17 protein-coding genes are annotated in these 17,449 nt (G+C 69.7%); 5 read left to right on the top strand and 12 right to left on the bottom strand.

Going from position 1 to position 17,449, the window contains the following annotated elements; all coding sequences use genetic code 11:
• The first annotated feature begins 177 nt into the window (after nucleotides 1-177).
• From ccoG to BLQ74_RS27905, 3 genes are all read left to right on the top strand, one after another.
• Nucleotides 178-1,593, top strand: a complete 1,416-nt coding sequence (ccoG, locus tag BLQ74_RS07270; protein ID WP_090261871.1) for a cytochrome c oxidase accessory protein CcoG — start codon at nucleotides 178-180, stop codon at nucleotides 1,591-1,593.
• A 74-nt stretch (nucleotides 1,594-1,667) separates the two neighbouring features.
• Nucleotides 1,668-3,077, top strand: a complete 1,410-nt coding sequence (mapR, locus tag BLQ74_RS07275) for a GntR family transcriptional regulator MpaR (protein ID WP_090261872.1) — start codon at nucleotides 1,668-1,670, stop codon at nucleotides 3,075-3,077.
• 133 nt (nucleotides 3,078-3,210) lie between these two features.
• Complete coding sequence (locus tag BLQ74_RS27905) at nucleotides 3,211-3,333, top strand: hypothetical protein (protein ID WP_280139820.1); 123 nt, start codon at nucleotides 3,211-3,213, stop codon at nucleotides 3,331-3,333.
• A gap of 52 nt (nucleotides 3,334-3,385) precedes the next feature.
• Here BLQ74_RS27905 and dmpG read toward each other — a convergent pair whose 3' ends face one another.
• Genes dmpG through BLQ74_RS07295 form a run of 4 tightly spaced genes read right to left on the bottom strand, consistent with a single transcriptional unit; the run spans nucleotide 3,386 to nucleotide 6,967 of the window.
• Nucleotides 3,386-4,420, bottom strand: coding sequence for a 4-hydroxy-2-oxovalerate aldolase (gene dmpG, locus BLQ74_RS07280; protein WP_090261873.1), 1,035 nt, complete (start codon nucleotides 4,418-4,420; stop codon nucleotides 3,386-3,388).
• Nucleotides 4,421-4,433: 13 nt separating this feature from the next.
• Entirely contained in the window at nucleotides 4,434-5,342 is a 909-nt protein-coding gene (locus tag BLQ74_RS07285; protein WP_090261874.1) for an acetaldehyde dehydrogenase (acetylating), read from the bottom strand.
• Between the two features lie 9 nt (nucleotides 5,343-5,351).
• Nucleotides 5,352-6,143 (bottom strand): fumarylacetoacetate hydrolase family protein, encoded by a 792-nt coding sequence (locus tag BLQ74_RS07290; protein WP_090261875.1) that lies wholly within the window; start codon nucleotides 6,141-6,143, stop codon nucleotides 5,352-5,354.
• Nucleotides 6,140-6,967: an alpha/beta fold hydrolase gene (locus tag BLQ74_RS07295; protein ID WP_090261876.1), complete on the bottom strand. Its 828-nt coding sequence runs from the start codon at nucleotides 6,965-6,967 to the stop codon at nucleotides 6,140-6,142. Before BLQ74_RS07295 ends, BLQ74_RS07290 begins: the two co-directional genes overlap by 4 nt.
• Nucleotides 6,968-7,135: 168 nt before the next feature.
• Here BLQ74_RS07295 and BLQ74_RS07300 point away from each other — a divergent pair, with 168 nt between their 5' ends.
• On the top strand, nucleotides 7,136-7,912 hold the full coding sequence (locus tag BLQ74_RS07300; protein ID WP_090261877.1) for an SDR family oxidoreductase: 777 nt from the start codon (nucleotides 7,136-7,138) through the stop codon (nucleotides 7,910-7,912).
• 4 nt (nucleotides 7,913-7,916) lie between these two features.
• The gene (locus BLQ74_RS07305) at nucleotides 7,917-8,408 is read left to right on the top strand and encodes an SRPBCC family protein (RefSeq protein ID WP_090261878.1); all 492 of its coding nucleotides are present in this window, start codon (nucleotides 7,917-7,919) and stop codon (nucleotides 8,406-8,408) included.
• A 52-nt stretch (nucleotides 8,409-8,460) separates the two neighbouring features.
• Here the strand turns inward: BLQ74_RS07305 and BLQ74_RS07310 are convergent, their stop codons facing one another.
• The 8 genes from BLQ74_RS07310 to BLQ74_RS07345 form a co-directional block, all read right to left on the bottom strand.
• Entirely contained in the window at nucleotides 8,461-8,844 is a 384-nt protein-coding gene (locus tag BLQ74_RS07310; RefSeq protein ID WP_090261879.1) for a nuclear transport factor 2 family protein, read from the bottom strand.
• Between the two features lie 13 nt (nucleotides 8,845-8,857).
• On the bottom strand, nucleotides 8,858-10,060 hold the full coding sequence (locus tag BLQ74_RS07315; protein WP_090261880.1) for an acetyl-CoA C-acyltransferase: 1,203 nt from the start codon (nucleotides 10,058-10,060) through the stop codon (nucleotides 8,858-8,860).
• 104 nt (nucleotides 10,061-10,164) lie between these two features.
• Entirely contained in the window at nucleotides 10,165-10,623 is a 459-nt protein-coding gene (locus tag BLQ74_RS07320; RefSeq protein ID WP_090261881.1) for a MaoC family dehydratase, read from the bottom strand.
• Nucleotides 10,624-10,625: 2 nt separating this feature from the next.
• Nucleotides 10,626-11,411, bottom strand: a complete 786-nt coding sequence (locus tag BLQ74_RS07325) for an SDR family oxidoreductase (RefSeq protein ID WP_090261882.1) — start codon at nucleotides 11,409-11,411, stop codon at nucleotides 10,626-10,628.
• Between the two features lie 14 nt (nucleotides 11,412-11,425).
• A complete protein-coding gene (locus BLQ74_RS07330; protein WP_090261883.1) occupies nucleotides 11,426-12,619 on the bottom strand; it encodes an acyl-CoA dehydrogenase family protein in 1,194 nt (397 codons plus the stop codon).
• Nucleotides 12,616-13,773 carry an acyl-CoA dehydrogenase family protein gene (locus BLQ74_RS07335; protein ID WP_090261884.1) on the bottom strand — a complete coding sequence of 386 codons (1,158 nt, stop codon included), beginning with the start codon at nucleotides 13,771-13,773 and terminating at the stop codon, nucleotides 12,616-12,618. The genes BLQ74_RS07330 and BLQ74_RS07335 overlap by 4 nt, the downstream gene beginning before the upstream one ends.
• A gap of 222 nt (nucleotides 13,774-13,995) precedes the next feature.
• Nucleotides 13,996-16,404, bottom strand: coding sequence for an efflux RND transporter permease subunit (locus tag BLQ74_RS07340; protein WP_090261885.1), 2,409 nt, complete (start codon nucleotides 16,402-16,404; stop codon nucleotides 13,996-13,998).
• Entirely contained in the window at nucleotides 16,404-17,420 is a 1,017-nt protein-coding gene (locus tag BLQ74_RS07345; protein ID WP_212633129.1) for a WD40/YVTN/BNR-like repeat-containing protein, read from the bottom strand. The genes BLQ74_RS07340 and BLQ74_RS07345 overlap by 1 nt, the downstream gene beginning before the upstream one ends.
• Nucleotides 17,421-17,449: the final 29 nt, after the last annotated feature.

Raw genomic sequence — 17,449 nt, forward strand, 5'->3', positions numbered from 1 at the left:
CTGATGCCACGCCGCGTCCAGGCTGCTCCGGGAAAAGCGCCGGCAAACCCGCGCCAGCGCCGGAAAGCCCACCTCGCCGGGCATCTGATATGGTTTTTTGCGGCTGACCTGAATCTGTTTCGGCCACAACCCGGTTCCTATAGTCGCGGCGCCTCCCCAGCCTGATGGGCCACGACAATGAGCGAACGCATTCCCGCGCGGATCGTCGAGATCAGCGCCAAGCACCTGACCACCCCGCCGCCCAAGCCGCTCTCGGCGGTCAGCCCGCCGATCTACACCAAGCGCTTCAGCGGGCGCTTCCGCGACCTGCGCCGGCTCGGCGGCGCGCTGCTCTTCCTGCTGTTCTTCGGCACCCTCTGGCTACAGTGGGACGGCCGCCAGGCGGTGCTCTGGGACCTGCCCGAGCGCAAGTTCTACATCTTCGGCGCGACCTTCTGGCCGCAGGATTTCATCCTGCTCTCGGCGATCCTGATCATCGCCGCCTTCGGCCTGTTCTTCATCACCGTGTTCGCCGGCCGCGTCTGGTGCGGCTACACCTGCCCGCAGAGCGTGTGGACATGGATCTTCATGTGGTGCGAACAGCTCTGCGAGGGCGACCGCAACCAGCGCATGAAGCTCGACAAGGCGCCGCTGGGCGCGCAGAAGCTATTGCGCAAGGGCGCCAAGCACGGCCTCTGGCTGCTGGTCAGCCTGGTCACCGGGCTCACCTTCATCGGTTACTTCACTCCGGTGCGGCCGCTGCTGAGCGACCTGTTCAGCCTGCGCCTGGACCTGGAAAGCGCCTTCTGGGTGGCCTTCTTCAGCGCCGCCACCTACGCCAACGCCGGTTGGCTGCGCGAGCAGGTGTGCATCCACATGTGCCCCTACTCGCGTTTCCAGAGCGTGATGTTCGACCAGGACACCCTGGTCATTTCCTACGATGCCGCGCGCGGCGAGTCGCGTGGCGCGCGCAAGAAGGACGCCGAGCCCAAGGCCCTCGGCCTCGGCGACTGCATCGACTGCCAGCAGTGCGTGCAGGTCTGCCCGACCGGCATCGACATCCGCGACGGCCTGCAGATCGCCTGCATCGGCTGCGCCGCCTGTGTCGATGCCTGCGACACGGTGATGGACAAGATGGGCTACGCCCGCGGCCTGGTGCGCTACACCTCGGAGCGCGCCCTGGCGGGTGGCCAGACGCGGCTGCTGCGGCCACGCCTGGTCGGCTACGCGGCCGTGCTGCTGGTGATGCTCGGCGCCTTCGCCTGGGCCTTGCAGGCCCGCCCGCTGATCGCCCTCGACGTGGCCCGTGACCGTGGCCTGTTCCGCGAGAACGCCGCCGGCGAGATCGAGAACGTCTATAACCTCAAGCTGATCAACAAGACCCAGCAGGCGCAGCGCTACCGCCTGGGCCTGGCCGAGTCCGCCGGCTACCGCCTGCAGGGCGAGCCGGAACTGCGCCTGGCGCCGGGCGAGATCCGCGACTTCGCCGTGTCGGTGGCGCAAACCGCGCCGAACGCCGTGGCCGGCTCGCGGCCGTTGGCCTTCCGCGTCAGCGCGCAGGACAGCGGCGAAACCGTCGAGGCGCCCAGCACCTTCGTCGCGCCGAGGCGCTGAGCATGCGCCCCCGGCATGGCGCGGCAACGGCGCAGCGCCTAGAGTGGCAGCTCCCTTCCCGCGCGCAGGACAAGATGAAGCGCTACGAGAAATTCGCCGGCGAGATCGCCGAGCTGATCCGCAGCGGTGTGCTCGCACCGGGGCAGAAGGTGCCTTCGGTGCGCCACGCCAGCCGCACCTACGGGGTCAGCGCGTCCACCGTGTTCCAGGCCTACTACCTGCTCGAAGACCGTGGCCTGATCGTCGCCCGCGCGCGCTCCGGCTACTTCGTCCGCGAGCATGTGCGGCGCGCTCTGGCCGAACCAGAGATCGCCCGCCAGGAAGCGCAGACCACCGAGGTCGATGTCAGCGAGCTGGTGTTCTCGGTGCTCAGCTCGATCAAGGACCCGGACACCGTGCCCTTCGGCTCGGCCTTCGCCGCCCCCGAGCTGTTCCCGCTGCCGCGCCTGGCGCGTTCCATGGCCCATGCCGTGCGCGCCATGGACCCGCGCGCGGTGGTCGCCGACATGACCCCGGGCAGCCATGCCCTGCGCCGGCAGATCGCCCTGCGCTACATGGTCGGCGGCATGCCGCTGTCGGTGGATGAACTGGTGGTCAGCAACGGCGCCCTGGAAGCGCTCAACCTGTGCCTGCAAGTGGTGACCGGCCCCGGCGACCTGGTGGCCATCGAGGCGCCGGCCTTCTACGCCGCCTTGCAGGTGCTCGAACGCCTGAAGCTGAAGGCCGTGGAGATTCCCGTGCACCCGCGCGAGGGCATCGACCTGGAAGTGCTCGCCGAGCGCATGCAGCGCCTGCCGATCAAGGCCTGCTGGTTCATGAGCAACTTCCAGAACCCGCTCGGCGCGAGCATGAGCGATGACAAGAAACGCGCCCTCGCCGCCCTGCTCGCGCGCCACCAGGTGCCGCTGATCGAAGACGACGTCTACGCCGAGCTGTACTTCGCCCAGCAGGCGCCCAAGCCGGTCAAGGCCTTCGACAGCGAAGGGCTGGTGATGCACTGCGGCTCCTTCTCCAAGAGCCTGGCGCCGGGCTACCGGGTCGGCTGGGTGGCCGGCGGACGTTTCCGCGAGCCGATCGAGCGGCTCAAGCTGATGACCAGCCTGTCCGCCTCGGTACCGGCCCAGGCGGCCATCGCCGACTACCTGCAACACGGCGGCTACGACCGCCACCTACGCAAGCTGCGCCACGCCCTGGAAAGCCAGCAGCACGCGATGCTCGCCGCGGTGGCCCGGCACTTCCCCGAACAGACCCGGGTGACGCGCCCGAGCGGCGGCTACTTCCTCTGGCTGGAGCTGCCCGAAAACGTCGACGCGCTACGCCTGTTCCAACTCGCCCTGGCCCAGGGCATCAGCCTCGCGCCGGGGCCGATCTTCTCCGCCACGCGGCGCTTCCGCCATTGCCTGCGCCTGAACTACGGGCATCCGTGGACCGCGCGCAGCGAACAGGCCATGGCGACCCTCGGGCGGATCATCCGCTCGCTCTGAACACTGCACCGGCGTTTCGCCGGCCAGCTGTCGCTGTGCGGCGCGTCGGCGCAAGGCTAGGCTGCCGTCAGCCGCCCGCCCCGCCCTCGTTGCGCAGCGGGTCCGTACCTGGATCGTCTCTGCGGGAACCGCCATGGATGCCGAACACCTGCGAATCTTCCTCACCGTACTGGCCGCCGTCGGCGTGCACCTGGGCGTGCGCTGGTACATCCGCCACGGCCTGGCCAGGCGCAAGCCGAACGACTGGGAGGCGTAACCGGCCCAGCCGCTCGACGCAGCGCGCAGGATGCGCTGCGCCGAGGGATCACTCAGGTCGGCAGCACGCCGCGCTGGTTGGACAGGGTCAGCGCCAGGTCTTCGATCATGTCTTCCTGGCCGCCCACGGTGCCGCGCTTGCCCAGTTCCACCAGCAGCTCGCGGGCGGACACGCCGTACTTGGCCTCGGCGCGCTTGGCGAACAGCAGGAACGAGCTGTAGACACCGGCGTAGCCCAGGGTCAGCGCGTCGCGATCGAGGCGGATCGGCTGGTCCATCATCGGCACCACCAGGTCCTCGGCGACGTCCATGATGCGGTACAGGTCCACCCCGCTGTTCACCCCCATGCGTTCGAGCACGGCGACGAAGACTTCCAGCGGCGTGTTGCCGGCGCCGGCGCCGAGCCCGGCGACCGAGCCGTCGATGCGCGCGGCGCCGGCCTCGATGGCGGCCAGCGAGTTGGCGATGGCCATGCCGAGGTTGTGGTGGCCGTGGAAGCCCACTTCGGTGCCGGGCTTCAGCTCGGCGCGCAGCAGGCCGACCTTGGCGCTGACTTCGTCGGGCAGCATGTAGCCGGCCGAGTCGGTGCAATAGATGCAGTTGGCGCCGTAGCTTTCCATCAGCCGCGCCTGTTCCAGGAGTTTCTCGGCGCTGACCATGTGCGCCATCATCAGGAAGCCGACGGTGTCCAGGCCCATGCCGGCGGCCATGCCGATGTGCTGCTCGGAGACATCGGCCTCGGTGCAGTGGGTGGCCACGCGGATGGTCGAGACGCCACAGCCGTGGGCCATCTTCAGGTGCTCGACGGTACCGATGCCGGGCAGCAGCAGGGCCGACACCTTGGCCTGCTTCAGGCGCGGAATCACCGCCTCGAAGTATTCGCGGTCGCTGTGCGCCGGGAAGCCGTAGTTCACCGAGGTGCCGCCCAGGCCGTCGCCGTGGGTGATCTCGATCAGCGGCACGCCGGCGGCGTCGAGGCCGCTGGCCACCGCCACCATCTGTTCCAGGCTGATCTGATGGCGCTTGGCGTGCATGCCGTCGCGCAGGCTCATGTCGTGCAGGCGGACGCTCTTACCGTGCAGGTTCATAGGGGTTCTCCACTCAGCGGGCGGGCAGTTGCAGGGCGCCCTTGTGGGCTTCTTCGGCGAACATCTCGGCAGTGCGCAGGCCGGCGGCGGTCATGATGTCGAGGTTGCCGGCGGACTTCGGCAGGTAGTCGCCCAGGCCCTCCACTTCCAGGTACACCGAGACGCGCTTGCCGTCGAACACCGGGCCGTTGATCAGCTTGTAGCCCGGCACGTAGCGCTGCACCTCGCGGATCATCGCGTGGACCGACTCGCGGATCGCCGCCTGGTCCGGCTCGTCCTCGGTCAGGCAGTGGATGGTGTCGCGCATCATCAGCGGCGGCTCGGCCGGGTTGATGACGATGATCGCCTTGCCCTGCCGGGCCCCGCCGACCTTCTCGATGGCGCCGGCGGTGGTGCGGGTGAATTCGTCGATGTTCTTGCGCGTGCCCGGACCGACCGAGCGCGACGACACGGTGGCGACGATCTCGCCGTAGGCCACCGGCTGCACGCGGGACACCGCGGCCACCATCGGGATGGTCGCCTGGCCGCCGCAGGTCACCATGTTCACATTCAGCGCCAGGTTGCCGGCATGCTCGGCCAGGTTCACCGGCGGCACGCAGTAGGGACCGATGGCCGCCGGGGTGAGGTCGATCATGATCACCCCGAGTTCGTTGAGCTTGCGGCTGTTCTCGGCGTGCACGTAGGCCGAGGTGGCGTCGAAGGCGATGCGGATATCGTCGTCCAGCACATGCGGCAGCAGGCCGTCGACGCCCTCGGCGGTGGTCTTCAGGCCGAACTCGCGAGCGCGCTTGAGGCCATCGGACTCGGGATCGACGCCGACCATCCAGACCGGCTCGATCCACTCGGAACGGCGCATTTTCATCAGCAGGTCGGTGCCGATATTGCCCGGCCCGATGATCGCGGCCTTGAGTTTCTTGCTCATGGAAAACTCCTATGCACGGAACGACACCCGGGCGCTGCCCAGGCCGTCGATGTCCAGTTCGAAGCGGTCGCCGGCAGCCACCGGCTCCAGCGGGACCAGGGAACCGGAGAGGATGATCTCGCCGGCCTTGAAGGGAATGCCGAAGGCGCCCAGGGTGTTGGCCAGCCAGGCCACCGCGGTGAGCGGGTTGCCCTGCACCGCCGAGCCGAGGCCTTCGCTGAGCGGCGCGCCGTTCTTGAACACGCGCATGCGCAGGTTGGGCAGGTCCAGCTCGCGCGGGTCGCGCTCGCGCGTCCCCAGCACGAACACCCCGCAGGAGGCGTTATCGGCCACCGTGTCCTGGATGCGGATGCGCCAGTCGTGGATGCGCGAGTCGACGATCTCGAAACAGGCCATCACGCACTCGCTGGCGGCCAGCACGTCGGCTTCGGTGACGCCCGGCCCGCACAGGTCGGACTTCAGGCGGAAGGCGATCTCGCCCTCGGCGCGCGGCTGGATCAGGCGGTTCTCCGACAGCGAAATGTCGGCGCCATCGGCGAACCACATGTGCCGCGTGATAAAGCCGAAGTCCGGCTGGTGCACGTCGAGCATGCGCTGCACCGCCGCCGAAGTGACACCGATCTTCTTGCCGACCAGTTCGTCGCCGGCGGCCAGGCGGCGCTGCAGGATGCGCCGGGAAATCTCATAGGCATCCTCGATGCCGATGTCCGCCCAGCGCTCGGTCAGCGGCGCCAGCGTGCAGCCGTTGAGCAGCGCCTGGTAGAGCATGTCGGCGTGATGTTCGCGCAAGGCTTCGCTCATGCCGCGCCCTCCGCCAGGAAGGCCAGGGTTTCGCGGTTGAACAGCGCGCGGTGCTCGACCATCACCCAGTGCCCGCATTCGCTGAGCAGGACGAAACGGATGTGGCGGCAGGCGCCCATCAGCGTCTGCGCGCCGCTGGCCGGGCAGAATTTGTCGTCCATGCCCCAGAAGCCGAGGATCGGGCAGCTCAGCTCGCCCAGCCGCGCGGCCAGGTTCGGCACCTGCATGCGGGTCAGCACGCAGCGCGGTTGCTCGCGCACCACGGCGACCCGCTCGTCGACCGTTTCATCGCTGATCAGCGCGGCATCGTGGAGTTGCAGCGAGAGCAGCCGGCGCATGCCCGCGGCATCGTTCAGCTCGCCGTTGGCGAAGGCCGCGCCCATCTGCTGGATGCCTTCCATCTGCTGGTAGTACTGCTCTTTCTCCATCAGCCCGCCGGGCGCCATCAGCACCAGGCGCGCGACGCGCTGCGGCTGGTCGAGGGCGAGCTTGAGGGCGATGGCGCCGCCCAGCGAATTGCCCACCAGGGTGCAGCGGGGGATATCCAGGGCATCGAGCAGGCCGCTGACGGCGGCGACGAAGAAGTCCAGCGTGTAGTCGGTTTCCGGTTTGTCGCTGGCGCCGTAGCCGGGCAGGTCGGGAACGATCACGCGGTAGCCGGCGGCGGCGAATTCCGGGTAGTTCTGCTTGAAGTTGCTGTGGCCGCTGGCGCCCGGCCCGCTGCCATGGATGAACAGCAGCGGTTCGCCGGCGCCGCTGTCGAGGTAGTGCAAGCGGAGTCCATCGTTGAGGGTGACGAAGTGCCCTTTCGGCAAGGCGGCCATGGCGGTGTTCCTCGGCTGGTCGTGGTCGCCGGGATTATTCCGGCGGCTCTGCCGCGGCGGCATCGTCCGAGAGGACTAGCGCCGCGGCCGCCCCCTAGTCCCTTCGGACGTGGGCGCGGCGGCGCCGGCGACCTAGGCTGCAAGCCTTATCGCAAGAGAGGAGCAGTCATGAGCGATGCATTGGATTTCAGCGGCCAGGTGGTGCTGGTCACCGGCGGCGGCAAGGGCGTTGGCCGTGGCATCAGCCAGCGCTTTCTGGAACAGGGCGCCGAGGTCATCATCTGCGGCCGCGAAGCGCCCGCCGAGCTGCCCCGCCAGGGGACGCGCGAGGCCTGGTTCGTGCCCTGCGACGTGCGTGATTTCGCGCAGTTGCAGGCGCTGCTGGCGGCCATCGACGAACGCTTCGGCCGCCTCGACGTGCTGGTCAACAACGCCGGCGGCGCGCCCCATGCCGATGCCGCCAGCGCCTCGCCACGCTTCTCCGAGGCGATCATCCGCCTCAACCTGCTGGCGCCGCTGAACCTCTGCCAACTGGCCAACCAGCGCATGCAGGCGCAGGCCAACGGCGGCGCCATCATCAACATCTGCAGCGTCAGCGCCATCCGCCCCTCGCCGGGCACCGCCGCCTACGGCGCGGCCAAGGCCGGGCTGATCAACCTGAGCCATTCGCTGGCGGTGGAGTGGGCGCCGAAGGTGCGCATCAACTCGGTGATCGGCGGCCTGATCCAGACCGAGCAGGCGCACTTGCACTATGGCGACGAGGCCGGCCTGGAGCGGGTCGCGCGGACCATCCCGCTGGGGCGCCTGGCACTGCCGCGAGACATCGCCGACGCCTGCCTGTTCCTCGCCTCGCCGCTGGCCGCCCATGTCAGCGGCGCCGAGCTGGCGGTCCACGGCGGCGGCGAGCGGCCGGGCTTCCTCGATGCCGCCACGGCGCGCACCTGACGCCATGTTCAGCGTGCGCCACGAACGCCTCCTGGAGCTGTCCCCGGCGCAGGCCTGGCAACGCCTGCGCGACCTGACCCTGGCGCCGCACTACGTCCCCGGCCTGACCGGCAGCGTGCGCCACCCCGGCCCGCTGGAAGGCCCCGGCGCCAGCCGCCGGGTGTTCCTCAAGAGCGGCGCCTTCCTCGACGAAAGCGTGATCCAGTGGCGCGACGGCCAGGGCTTCGCCCTGCGCCTGCACCGGGCCGAACAGGGGCCGCCCTTCCCTTTCCGCAAGGCGTATTTCCACTATGCGCTGGAGCCCGGCGGCGACGGTCGTACCTGCCTGCGCCTGAGCCTGGAGGGCGAGTTGCGCGGCGGCTGGCTGACCACGCTGCTGCTGGGCGGCCTGCTGCGGCGCAATGTCGAACGCATCGGCGCGAACCTCAAGGCCTTCTACGAAAGCGGGCAGACGCAGAACGCCGATTTTCAGCGCCGCGCCAGATCCGTGCCGTAGCGCGGCCGCCGCGCCGCCCGCCGGGACTGGCGCGGGCGGCGGGCGGGTGGCGTCACTCCGGGCGCCGCTCGACGTTGAGTTCGCCCCAGTAGGCCTTCATCGAGCGGATGCGCCCCTTGTCGTCGAACTCCATCACGTCGATCACGTGGAGGCTGCAGGGTTCGCCGTTCCACATCAGGTCGACGCGCATCGGCATGGCCGCGCAGCCGTTGCCGGCGACCCGCACCGGGCCGGTCAGTTGCGCGCTGGCCTCGGTGCGGCCGAGGCCCTCGCGGTAGAAGCGCGCGATGGCCTGGAGGCCGACCAGCGCCGGCGTGCCCACCGGGTCCTCGATCACCGCGTCGTCGGCATACAGGCCGAGGATGCCGTCGATATCGCCGGCATCGACCATTTCCACGTAGCGCGCCATGCGCCGACGGATCAGTTGCGTGTCCATCTCCCCTCCCGCCTCAGGCGATTTCGAACAGGGCCGCGGCACCCATGCCGCCGCCGATGCACATGCTCACCACCACGTAGCGCTCGCCGCGCCGACGGCCTTCGAGCAGCGCGTGGCCAACCATGCGCGCGCCGGACATGCCGAACGGATGGCCGATGGCAATGGCGCCGCCGTTGACGTTCAGGCGCTCCTCGGGAATGCCCAGGCGCTCCTGGCAGAACAGCACCTGGCAGGCGAAGGCTTCGTTGATCTCCCACAGGCCGATGTCCTCGACGCCCAGGCCGTGGCGGGCGAGCAGCTTGGGCACGGCGAACACCGGGCCGATGCCCATCTCGTCGGCGTTGCAACCGGCCACCGCCAGGCCACGGTAGATACCCAGCGGGCGCAGGCCGCGGCGCTCGGCTTCGCGAGCCTCCATCAACACCGACGCCGAGGCGCCGTCGGACAATTGCGAGGCGTTGCCGGCGGTGATGAAGCGTCCCGCGCCGCTCCACTGGCCGCCCTGCCACACCGGCTCCAGCGCGGCCAGGCTGGCCAGGCTGGTGTCGACGCGATTGCACTCGTCGCGGGTCAGCGACACGCTTTCGTGGCGGCTCTCGCCGCTGGCCTTGTCGATCACCAGGCGCTGCGCGGCGAAGGGCACGATTTCCGCGTCGAAGCGCCCGGCCTGCTGGGCCCGCGCGGTCAACTGCTGGCTGCGCAGGCTGTAGGCATCCTGCGCCTCGCGGGAAATGCCGTAGCGCGTGGCGACGATCTCGGCGGTTTCGATCATCGGGATGTACGCCGTCGGGTCCTTGGCGAGCACCGCCGCGGACTGGTTGCGGTAGGCGTTCTTGTGCTTGTTCTGCACCAGCGAGATGGACTCCAGGCCACCGGCCACGGCGATGTCCAGCTCGTTGCAGACGATGCCCTTGGCGGCGATGGCGATGCTCATCAGCCCCGAAGCGCACTGACGCTCCACGGCCATCCCGGCGACGCTCGGCGGCAGGCCGCCGGCGATGGCGCAGAGGCGCCCGAGGTTGTAGGCCTGGGTGCCCTGCTGGGCGGCGGCGCCGATGATCACATCCTCCACCTCGCCCGGCTCGATGCCGGCGCGACGCACCGCCTCGGCCACCACATGGCCGCCCATGGCCGGCGCCTCGGTGTCGTTGAGGGCGCCGCGGAAGGCCTTGCCGATGGCGGTACGCGCGGTGGAGACGATGACGGCTTCTCTCATGGGAATTCCTCTCGATGGATGACGGGAAAGGCGCGCGGCGCCTTGTCCCCAGCCCTCTCCCGGCAGCGGCAGAGGGGCGCAATGGGAGGCCCGGGGCGCGCGCCTCAGGCCGGGTAGTAACGGCTGATGGTGTCCACCACGCAGCCGGGGCGTTCTTCGCCGTCGATCTCGACGCTGACGCGGATGGTCGCCTGCACGGCGCCCTTCAACGCCTCGGCGGCGACCAGTTGGGCGCGGCCGCGCACACGCGCGCCGGCTTTCACCACATTGGGGAAGCGCAGCCGGTCGCAGCCGTAGTTCACCCCCATGGCGAGGCCGCGCACTTCGACGATCTGCGGCAGGAACAGGTTGACCAGCGCCAGCGTCAGGTAGCCGTGGGCGATGCAGGCGCCATAGGGGCCGCTCGCCGCGCGCACGGGATCGACGTGGATCCACTGGTGGTCGCCGGTGGCCTCGGCGAACTGGTCGATGCGCGCCTGCTCGACGCGCAGCCAGGCGCTCACGCCCAGTTCCTCGCCGACGCAGGCGAGCAGCGCCTCGGGATGTTCGAAGACACGCGGCATGCTCAGGCCCTCTGGCTGGAGACCGACAGCACTTCGCCGGTCATGTAGGAGCTGTAGTCGCTGGCCAGGAACATCATCACGTTGGCCACTTCCCAGACCTCGGCGGCACGCCCGAAGGCCTCGCGGGCGGCCAGTTGGTCGAGCAGTTCCTTGGGCGCGGATTTGCGCAGGAAGTCGTGCAGGGCGATGCTCGGGCTCACCGCGTTGATGCGGATGCCATGCTCGGCGGCTTCCACGGCCGCGCAGCGGGTCAGCGCCATCACCCCGGCCTTGGCCGCGGCGTAGTGGCTCTGTTCCTTCTGCGCGCGCCAGCCGAGCACCGAGGCGTTGTTGACGATGACCCCGGCGCGCCGCTCGATCATCGCCGGCAGCATGGCGCGGGTCATGCGCATGGTGCCGGTGAGGGTGACGTCGAGGACGCGCTGCCACTCCTCGTCGCTCATCTCCAGCAACAGCCGCGAACCGCCGAGGCCGGCGTTGTTGATCAGCACGTCGACACCGCCCAGGTCGCGCTCGGCGGCGGCCACCAGGGCGCGCACCTGCTCTTCGACGGTGACGTTGCATTCGCGCGTGTAGACCTGGTCCAGCCCGGTGGCCTCGCGGATCTTCAGCGCCGCTTCCTGCAGCCGGCCTTCATGGATATCGCTGATCATCAGCGCCCGGCAGCCTTCCTCGGCGGCACGCAGGGCGGCGGAGAAACCGATGCCGGCGCCGGCGGCGGCGGTGATCAGCACCGACTTGCCGCGCAGCAGGCCATGGCCGGGAACGTAGGTGGGGATACTGCTCATGGGAGTCCTCTCCTTCAGGCGCGCACGCGCGGCTCGCGGGGCATGCCCAGCGCGCGTTCGGCGATGATGTTGCGTTGGATTTCGTTGGTGCCGCCGTAGATGGTGTCGGAGCGGCTGAAGAGGAACATCGACTGCAGGCGGCCGAGCTGGTACGGCCCGCCCTCCAGCAGTTCGGCCTCGGCGCCGAGCACGTCCATCGCCAGCTTGCCCAGCTCGACGTGCCAGTTGGCCCAGCACAGCTTGTAGATCATCGCTTCGCGGCGCAGCGTGCCGTCCTGGGCGCCGGAGAGCATGCGCAGCGAGTTGTAGCGCAGCACGCGCAGGCCGCTCCAGGCCTCGGCGATGCGCTGGCGCAGCAGCGGGTCGCGGGCGGCGCCGTTGGCCTTGGCGATGCGGATGATCTCTTCCAGCTCGTTGTGGAACAGCATCTGCTGGCCGAGGGTGGACACCCCACGCTCGAAGCCGAGCAGGGCCATGGCGATCTTCCAGCCGTCGCCGGGCGCGCCGAGCAGGTTCTCGGCAGCGGTCTCGGCGTCGTCGAAGAACACTTCGTTGAATTCCGAGGTGCCGGTGAGCTGTTCGATGGGGCGCACGCTGATGCCCTGCTGGGCCATCGGCACCAGCAGGAACGACAGGCCCTGGTGGCCGACGCTGCCCGGCTCGCTGCGGGCGATGACGAAGCACCAGTCGGATTCGTGGGCCAGCGAGGTCCAGACCTTCTGCCCGCTGATGCGCCACTTGCCGCTGGCGGCGTCGAAGCTGGCGCGGGTCTTGACGTTGGCCAGGTCGGAGCCGGCGCCCGGCTCGGAGTAGCCCTGACACCAGAATTCGCGGCCGGCGACGATGCCCGGCAACAGCCGGCGCTTCTGCTCCGGGGTGCCGAAGGCGGCGATGGTCGGACCGGCCAGGCCTTCGCCGATGTGGCCCATGCGTCCCGGTCCGCCGGCGCGGGCGTACTCCTCGTGGAAGATCACCTGCTGGCTGATCGACAGACCGCGGCCGCCGTCTTCCGCGGCCCAGCCGACGCAGGTCCAGCGGCCCTCGGCGAGCTTGCGCTCCCAGGCTTTGCGTTGCTCGGGGAAGCTGTGCTCGTCGCCCGGTCCGCCACGGAAGCGCAACGGCTCGAACTCGCCGCCCAGGTTGTCCGCCAGCCAACTGGCGACCTCGGCGCGGAAGGCTTCGTCCGCGTCGCTGAAATGGATCTTCATGCGGTTGCTCCCAAAAGCGCGGCGGCGATGCGTTCGCGGTGCCAGGACGGCGCGCCGAGGAAGGCCTCGCTGGCCCGCGCGCGTTTGAAATACAGGTGTGGGTCGTACTCCCAGGTGAAGCCGACGCCGCCGTGCAATTGAATGGCTTCGGCGGCGCAGTGGAAGAACGCCTCCGAGCAACGCGCCTTGGCCAGGGCGGCGGCCAGCGGCAACTCGCCGGCCACCGTCGCGTCGCCGTTGGCGGCCAGCGCTTCCTCGGCCACGCAGGCGGCGTAGTAGGCGGCGGAACGCGCGCACTCGACCTCCAGCATCATGTCCGCGGCGCGGTGCTTGATGGCCTGGAAGCTGGCGATGGCGCGGCCGAATTGCTGGCGTTCGGCGGTATAGGCCAGGGTCAGGTCGAGGGCCTGCTGGGCGCCGCCGGTCTGCTCGGCGGCCAGCGCCACGCAGGCCAGTTGCAGCACGCGTTCCAGCAGCGCCGCGCCCTGCCCCGGCGCACCCAGGCGGGCATCGGCGCTGACGTAGACCTGGCGCAGTTCCACCTCGGCCAGGCGCCGGGTCTGGTCCAGGGTCGGCTTGAGGCAACGCTGCAGGCCGGCGCTGTCCGCCGCCACGGCGAACAGCTCGATGCCCTGCTCGCCGCGCGCGGCGACGATCAGCAGGCCGGCGCTATGGCCATCGACCACCTGGCGCAGCACGCCATCGAGGACGAAGCCCGAGCCTTCGGCGCGGGCGCTGGCCTGCACCGCGTCCAGGTCCCAGCGGCCGTTCGAGGAGAACGCCAGGCTGGCGGTCAGGCTGCCATCGGCCAGGCGCGGCAGCCAGTGCGCCTTCTGCGCCTGGTTGCCGCCCAGCAGCAGCGCCGGGGTGGCCAGGCAGGCGCTGGCGAAGAAGGGGGAACAGAGCAGGCGTCGGCCCATCTGCTCCAGGAGGATGGCCAGCTCGACGAAGCCCAGGCCCAGCCCGCCGTACTGCTCGGGGATGTGAATGGCCGGCCAGACCATCTCGCCGCACAGGCGGCGCCAGAGTGCCGGGTCGTAGCCCAGCTCGCTGGCCATGGCGGCACGCACTGCCGCGGAAGCGGAAACGTCCGCGAGGAAACCCTCGGCGGACTCGCGGATCATCTCCTGCTCATCGCTGAACGCGAATTCCATAAGGTTGCCTTCTTGTCGCTCTCGGGGCAGCGCCCCTGGTGGCGAGCAGTCTGGCGCGTCAGCCGGCACCGGGAATCCTATGCGCTGACTAGTCCGGATGGACGATTGAAATGGACCCGGGGGCGCGCCGGCTCGGGTGTCCGGGGCAGGCAGGGCCCCGCCTCCCAAACCTGCCCCGCACTGGCGATACCCTTGCGCCGCGCGCCCCCGGGATAACCCGACTCAGTCGCCCAGCAGGCCGCGGCCGACCTGGAGCTGACTGGAAGTCCGTTGCCGCTGGCCCACGCCCAGCCAGACGGCCAGCGCCGGCAGCAGGAAGATCGCCCCCAGCACGTTGACCAGGAACATGAAGGCCAGCAGCACGCCCATGTCGGCCTGGAACTTGAGCGCGGAGAATGCCCAGGTGCCGACGCCGATCGACATGGTCACGGCGGTGAACACGGCGGCGGTGCCGCGCTGGCGCATCGCCTCGTAGAAGGCTTCGCGCAGCGACAGGCCGTCGGCCATCTCATGCTGCATGCGCTCGTAGAGATAGACGCCGTAGTCCACCCCGACCCCCACGCCGAGCGCGATCACCGGCAGCGTGGCGACCTTGAGGCCGATGCCGAGCAAGGCCATCAGCGCGTTGCAGAGGATGGTCACCAGCATCAGCGGCACGATCACGCAGAGCACCCCGCGCCAGGAGCGGAAGGTGATCCAGCAGAGCAAGGCGATGGCGCAGAAGATCGACGCCAGCATCTGCACCTCGGCGTGCTCGACCGCCTCGTTGGTGGCCGCCGCGACGCCACCGTTGCCGCCGGCCAGGCGGAAGCGCAGCAGCGGGCTGTGCTCCTGGGCGATGAAGCGTTCCACTTCCTCGGTGACATGCTTGAGGGTCGCGCCCTGGTGGTCGTTGAGGTACACCAGCAGGTTGATCGTGCGGCAGCCTTCGGTGTTCAGGCCCAGCTCCGGGTTGGCCGCGCCGCCGCCGGTGCGCAGGGCGGCTTCCGAGCGTTGCAGCGCGGCCCAGCGCGGGTTGGCCTCGTTGTTCGCCGCGACGTACAGCTTCACCCCGCCGGCGACCGTGCTGACCGATTGCACGCCGTCGACACCGCGCATGTAGAGGTCGAAGCGCTCCACCGCATTCATCACCTCCCAGTTCAGGCAGGCCTCTTCCAGCCCGCTGGTCTCGACGTACACCGAGAGCACGTCCATGCCGATCGCGTAGTTGTTGACGATCGCCGCGTTGTCGCGGTTGTAGCGCGACTCGGCGCGCAGCTCCGGCGCGCCGACGCCGACGTCGCCGGTCAGCAGGAAGCGCGAGTAGTAGGTGCCCAGCGCCAGCAGCACGGCCATCGCGGCGAGACTGAGCAGCGCCGGGCCCGGCTCGGCCAGCGCCGACAGCGCCCACCAGACGCGGTGCCGGGCGCCGGGCGCCAGCGGCTGACGGCGGGCGTCGCGCTCCAGTTGCAGGTGCGAGAGGATGATCGGCAGGAACATCTTGTTGGTCACGATCATCAGGCCGACGCCCAGGCAGGCGGTCAGCCCGAGTTCGTGGACGATCGGGATGTCGATGACCATGATCACCATGAAGCCCAGGGCGTTGGCCAGCAGCGCCACCGTGCCCGGCACCGCCAGCTTGCGGAAGGCACCCTCCGCCGCCTGCCGCGGGCTGGCGCCGGCCAGTACCTCCTGCTTCCAGGCATTGGTCATCTGCACGGCGTGGGAGACGCCGATGGAGAAGATCAGGAACGGCACCAGGACCGACATCGGATCGATGCCGTAGCCGAGCAGCGGCAGCAGGCCGAGCAGCCAGATCACCGGCAGCAGCGCCACGGTGATCGCCAGCAGGGTCAGCTTCAGCGAGCGGCTGTAGAACCACAGCAGCAGCAGGGTGATGGCGAAGGCGATGGCGAAGAAGGTCTCCACGCTGGTCAGCCCGTCCATCACCTCGCCCATGATCTTGGCGAAGCCGACGATCTGGATGTCGATGCGCTCGCTGCCGTAGGTCGCGCGGATCGCTTCGAGCTTGCGCGCGACGCTGGCGTAGTCGAGCTTCTTGCCGGTCTGCGGGTCCACTTCCAGCAGGTCGGCCTGGATCATCGCCGAGCGCAGGTCGTTGGCCACCAGTTGGCCGATCTCGCCGGACTTGGCCACGTTGGAGCGGATCTGCGCGAGCCCGGCGGCATCGGCCTCGAAGTGCGCGGGCACCACCACGTCGCCGGTGAAGCCGGACTCGGTGACCTCGATGTAGCGCACGTTGGGGGTGAACAGCGAGCGCACGCGGCTGCGGTTCACCCCCGGAATGAAGAACACCTCGTCGGTGACCTTGCGCAGCACGTTGAGGAACTCGCCGTTGTAGATATCCCCCGGGCCCTTCCAGTGCACGCTGACCATGATGCGGTTGGCCCCGGAAAAGGTCGTGCCGTGGTCATGGAAAGCGGCCATGTAGGGATGGCTGACCGGGATCAGCTTGTGGAAGCCCGGATCGAGGCGGGTGTGCAACGCCGAGGCGCCGAGGCCCAGGGTCAGCAGCACGAACAGCAGCCCCAGGGCCAGGCGATGGGCGATCAGGCCGCGCGCCAGGGCGGCGACCAGGCGCTCGGTACGGGTCAGGGCGATCGGCGCGATCGAAGTGGTCGAAGCGGTCATCACGGCATTTCCTGATGCGGCGGGGTGGTCGGGGATTGGCCGCTGGCCGGCGGTTCGCCGCCCGGCCAGGGCATGCTGCGCAGCCCGGCATCGCTGGCCAGCAGCAAGGGCCCGGCGGACGGCAGGTAGAGGTCGGTGAGGTTCTCCTGGCCGGTCTCGCGCAGCACCTGGAACGAGGCGCCGCCGTCGCGGCTGGCCAGGACCACGCCACCCTGGCCGGCGAGCAACAGCGTGCCGTCCGGGGCGACGGCGGCGGCGTACAGCGACGCCGGCCGCGGCAATTGGACCGGCGACCAGTGCAGGCCGCCGTCGAGGCTGCGGAACACCTGCCCGCGCATGCCGTAGGCGACCCAGTTGGCGCCGCCGAGGCTGACCGCGCCATACAGCGAGCCAGAGTAGAACGGCTCGACCACTTGCCAGTGGACGCCGCCATCGAGCGAGCGCAGGACGCTGCCCGCCTCGCCGACGATCAGCCACTGGCGGCGGTCGGCGGACGCCGCGATGCCGTTCAGGTGCCAGTCGGCCAGTCCGGGAATCGCCTCGCCGGCCCAGTGCGCCCCGCCATCGGCGGAGCGCAGCACCCGGCCGAAGGCGCCAACCGCCAGCCAGTCGCCCGACGGCAGGCGCGCGGCGTCCATTAGCGGTTCGCCGGCGTCGCTGAGGAACGCCGACTCCGTCCAGCTCTTGCCGCCATCGCTGGTGCGCAGGATCCATCCTTCATGGCCGAGCGCCAGCCCGTGGAGAGCATCGGCGAACACCAGGCGGGTGATCAGCGCCTGGCGCTGCGGCGACACGCTCGCGGCGCTCCAGGTCCGGCCCTGGTCGGGCGAGAACTGGATGTGCCCCAGCTCGCCGGCCATGACCAGCCCGGCGGCGCTCGCCTTGATCGAGTCGATCTGCATGCGCTCGACCGGGATCTGCGTCGGCCGCATGGGTGGCATGGCGCGCGGGGAAAACGCCAGCACGCCGGCCAGCCCCACGAGCAGGGATACCCCCAGCCCTACGATCGTCCTCATGGCGAACGCCTCCCTGCGCGGCCAGCCAC

This window comes from Pseudomonas panipatensis, from assembly GCF_900099785.1.
Lineage (GTDB): Bacteria > Pseudomonadota > Gammaproteobacteria > Pseudomonadales > Pseudomonadaceae > Pseudomonas > Pseudomonas panipatensis.

Excerpts from the sequence above, each read along its gene's own strand:
- BLQ74_RS27905 (WP_280139820.1), top strand. The coding sequence starts at position 3,211 with ATGGATGCCGAACACCTGCGAATCTTCCTCACCGTACTGGCCGCCGTC.
- BLQ74_RS07315 (WP_090261880.1), bottom strand. The coding sequence starts at position 10,060 with ATGAGAGAAGCCGTCATCGTCTCCACCGCGCGTACCGCCATCGGCAAG.
- BLQ74_RS07345 (WP_212633129.1), bottom strand. The coding sequence starts at position 17,420 with ATGAGGACGATCGTAGGGCTGGGGGTATCCCTGCTCGTGGGGCTGGCC.
- BLQ74_RS07335 (WP_090261884.1), bottom strand. The coding sequence starts at position 13,773 with ATGGAATTCGCGTTCAGCGATGAGCAGGAGATGATCCGCGAGTCCGCC.
- BLQ74_RS07320 (WP_090261881.1), bottom strand. The coding sequence starts at position 10,623 with ATGCCGCGTGTCTTCGAACATCCCGAGGCGCTGCTCGCCTGCGTCGGC.
- BLQ74_RS07300 (WP_090261877.1), top strand. The coding sequence starts at position 7,136 with ATGAGCGATGCATTGGATTTCAGCGGCCAGGTGGTGCTGGTCACCGGC.
- BLQ74_RS07305 (WP_090261878.1), top strand. The coding sequence starts at position 7,917 with ATGTTCAGCGTGCGCCACGAACGCCTCCTGGAGCTGTCCCCGGCGCAG.
- mapR (WP_090261872.1), top strand. The coding sequence starts at position 1,668 with ATGAAGCGCTACGAGAAATTCGCCGGCGAGATCGCCGAGCTGATCCGC.
- BLQ74_RS07325 (WP_090261882.1), bottom strand. The coding sequence starts at position 11,411 with ATGAGCAGTATCCCCACCTACGTTCCCGGCCATGGCCTGCTGCGCGGC.
- BLQ74_RS07290 (WP_090261875.1), bottom strand. The coding sequence starts at position 6,143 with ATGAGCGAAGCCTTGCGCGAACATCACGCCGACATGCTCTACCAGGCG.
- ccoG (WP_090261871.1), top strand. The coding sequence starts at position 178 with ATGAGCGAACGCATTCCCGCGCGGATCGTCGAGATCAGCGCCAAGCAC.
- BLQ74_RS07310 (WP_090261879.1), bottom strand. The coding sequence starts at position 8,844 with ATGGACACGCAACTGATCCGTCGGCGCATGGCGCGCTACGTGGAAATG.
- BLQ74_RS07340 (WP_090261885.1), bottom strand. The coding sequence starts at position 16,404 with ATGACCGCTTCGACCACTTCGATCGCGCCGATCGCCCTGACCCGTACC.
- BLQ74_RS07285 (WP_090261874.1), bottom strand. The coding sequence starts at position 5,342 with ATGAGCAAGAAACTCAAGGCCGCGATCATCGGGCCGGGCAATATCGGC.
- dmpG (WP_090261873.1), bottom strand. The coding sequence starts at position 4,420 with ATGAACCTGCACGGTAAGAGCGTCCGCCTGCACGACATGAGCCTGCGC.
- BLQ74_RS07330 (WP_090261883.1), bottom strand. The coding sequence starts at position 12,619 with ATGAAGATCCATTTCAGCGACGCGGACGAAGCCTTCCGCGCCGAGGTC.
- BLQ74_RS07295 (WP_090261876.1), bottom strand. The coding sequence starts at position 6,967 with ATGGCCGCCTTGCCGAAAGGGCACTTCGTCACCCTCAACGATGGACTC.